The following is a 3271-nucleotide window of genomic DNA, read 5'->3' on the forward strand; positions in this document are numbered from 1 at the left end:
CCAAAACGCGGTCGTTCGCCATCGCGCGCCGGACGGCCTTCGCTGCTGCGTTGCGGACGGTCACCATCGCGGGAGAAACGCGCCCCACCTTCGCGCGGCGGACGATCCCCAAAACGCGGGCGTTCACCATCACGTGCCGGACGGCCTTCGCCGCTGCGTTGCGGGCGATCGCCATCTCGCGAGAAACGCGCACCACCTTCACGCGGCGGACGATCGCCGAAACGCGGGCGTTCACCATCGCGCGCCGGACGGCCTTCGCTGCTGCGTTGCGGGCGATCTCCATCCCGAGAGAACCGTGCTCCGCCTTCACGCGGCGGCCGATCCCCGAAACGCGGGCGCTCGCCGTCACGCGCCGGCCGGCCTTCCGGCCGCGGACCGCGTGGGCCGGCCGGTTTGCCGCCTGCCGGGCGCGGGCCGGCCTTGCCGGCCGATTTGGGTTTGGCGCCGGCCGGATCGGGCGCGGGACGCGTGGCCTTGCGGCCGACGAGGCTGCCTGAGCGGACCGGGGCGCGGGACGGCGATGCCGGACGGGGATTCTTGATGGTCAGTTTGGTGCGCATAAACGCTGGTATTCAGTCAGGCTGCGATCGCGCGCAGCAATTCGGTTTCGACCTGGATCTGCAGGCGGTTGTCGGACAGGCCGGCGCCGTCGAGCAGGAACACGTCCTCGACGCGCTCGCCGAGCGTATTGATCCGCGCCGCATGGACGCCGACCCGATGCTCGGCCAGCACGCGCGCGATCGAATAGAGAAGGCCCGGCCGGTCGTTGGCCGACACGGACAGGATGTAGTACTGACCACGCTCGTCCGCGCGCAGGTCGACGCGGGGCGTGATCGGGAAGCTGCGGGAGAGCCGCGAGAGGCGGCCCTTCGACGGCTCCGGCAGCAGTGTCGAACTCGACAGGCGATCGGCGAGCTGCTGCTCGACGAGATTCGCGATGTCGCGATACTGCACGTCGTGCTCGGTTTGCGTGACGATGAAATTGTCGAGCGCGTAGCCGTGCTTGGTGGTGCTGATGCGGGCATCGAGCACCGACAGCCCGTTACGGTCGAAGTAGGCGCAGATCCCGGCGAACAGGTCCGAGCGGTCCTTCACGTAGACGAGCACCTGCAGTGCGTCGCCGACCGGCGACGGCCGGGCGCGCACGATGGCCGTTTCGGCATGCACGTGCCGGTACAGCACACGCGTTTGCCAGGCGATGTCGGCCGCGTCGTGACGCAGGAAATAGCCGACATCGAGCTGATCCCAAAGCGGCTTGTGCACGTCGGCCGGCACCGTTTCGAGACGCAGCAGGGCCAGCGCCTCGTCGCGGCGCGTTTGCAGCTCCGAGTGCGCGTCGGGCCGCGCGCCGCCGAGCACGGCGCTGGTGACCCGGTACAGATCCTCGAGCAGCTTGCCCTTCCAGGTGTTCCACACCTTCGGGCTGGTGCCGCGGATGTCGGCCACCGTCAGCAGGTAGAGCGCCGTCAGCCAGCGCTCGTTGCCCACCACGGCGGCGAAGCGCTTGACGACTTCCGGGTCGCTCGTGTCCTGCTTCTGCGCGACCTGGCTCATCGTCAGATGCTGCTCGACGAGCCAGACCACCAGCGCGGCATCGTCGCCGGTGATGCCGTGCTCGCGGCAGAAGCGCCGCGCGTCGTCCATCCCGAGCTTCGAATGGTCGCCGCCGCGGCCCTTGGCGATGTCGTGGAACAACGCCGCCACGTACAGCACCCAAGGTCGCTCGAAATTCGCGATCAGCTGGCTGCAGAACGGATATTCGTGCGCATGCTCGGCCACCGCGAAGCGGCGGATGTTGCGCAGCACCATCAGGATGTGCTGGTCGACCGTGTAGACGTGATACAGGTCGTGCTGCATCTGCCCGACGATGCGGCGGAAGTTCAGCAGATAACGGCCCAGCACGCTGGTCTGATTCAGCAGGCGGAACGCGTGCGTGATGCCCTCGTTCTGCTGCAGGATCTTCATGAACGTGGCGCGGTTGCGCGGGTCGCGCCGCCACGCGCCGTTCATCACGTCGCGCGAGTTGTAGAGCGCGCGCAGCGTGCGCGCCGACAGGCCCTTCACGCCGCGCGTGGTTTCGTACAGCAGGAACGCCTCGAGCACGGCGTCGGGGTGCTGCTCGAACACGTCGTCGGAGACGATTTCGAGCATGCCCTGCTTTTCGACGAAACGGCCCGGCGACAGCTCGCGCGTAATGCCGCTGGTGGCCGGAAACAGTTGCGCCTCGATGTTCTGGATCAGGATGGTCGCCAACTGCGTGACGGCCTTGGCCGCCCAGTAATAGCGGCGCATCAGTTGCTCGCTGGCGCGCTTGGCGGCGGTCGGCACATAGCCGAAGCTCTCGGCCGCCTGCGTCTGCAGGTCGAACACGAGGATGTCCTGGCGGCGGCCCGTGATCACGTGCAGCCGCGCGCGCAGCGCCTTCAGGAAACCCTCGTTGCGGCGCAGCTCGCGAGCCTCGCGCGCGCTGATCAGGCCGCGCGCGTCGAGTTCGCGCCAGCTATTGCCGAAGCCGGCCGCCCGCGCGATCCAGAGGATCGTCTGCAGGTCGCGCAGGCCGCCCGGGCTTTCCTTGAGGTTCGGCTCGAGGCTGTACGGCGTGTCCTGGAATTTCGCGTGACGTTGACGCATCTCCAGCACCTTGGCCTGGAAGAACGCGAGGGGGTCGAGCGCCTCGCGATAGCGCGTCACGGCGCGCTTGAACAGCGTCATGCTGCCCGTGATGCGGCGCGCCTCCAGCAGGGAGGTTTGCACCGTCACGTCCTGCGCCGCTTCGTCGATGCATTCGCCGACGGTCCGCACGCTGCTGCCGATTTCCAGCCCGAGATCCCAGGCCATGCCGATGAAGCGCTCGATACGCGTGTCGAATTCGCCGGCATGCGTGTCGGGCAACAGCACCAGGATATCGACGTCCGAATGCGGGGACAGTTCTCCGCGCCCGAAGCCGCCGACTGCCACCAGCGCCAGCGAGCCGGGCAGGCCGCATTCGGTCCAGATCTGGCGCAGGGCGTCGTCGGTGGCGCGCGACAGCGCGCGCATCAGGGCTTCGACATGGGTCGCGGCGCGAAAGCGCGCGATCAGTTCGGCCTTGACGGCACGGAACTCGGCCTTGCGCAGCGGCGCTTCGATGTCGGGAATGGCGATAACGCTCATGGGTGACGGGGCGGGCGAATCGGGTGGAACGGCGGGTCGATGCAGTCAGGCATCGGCGCGATGAAACCGGATGTGGCTCGATACGATTCGGCGCGGGCCGTATGCATGGCCCGCGCCG

The 3271-nt window shown here is 68.2% G+C and carries 2 protein-coding genes; both read right to left on the reverse strand.

The window, feature by feature from the left end:
- Positions 1–283, reverse strand: a 283-nt coding sequence (locus ACYP33_RS13630; RefSeq protein WP_459622309.1) for a hypothetical protein, incomplete at its 3' end; no start/stop codon positions are given.
- A gap of 293 nt (positions 284–576) precedes the next feature.
- A complete protein-coding gene (locus ACYP33_RS13635; protein WP_414442191.1) occupies positions 577–3153 on the reverse strand; it encodes a [protein-PII] uridylyltransferase in 2577 nt (858 codons plus the stop codon).
- Positions 3154–3271 lie beyond the last annotated feature (118 nt).

The organism is Burkholderia sp. 3C, assembly GCF_054589155.1.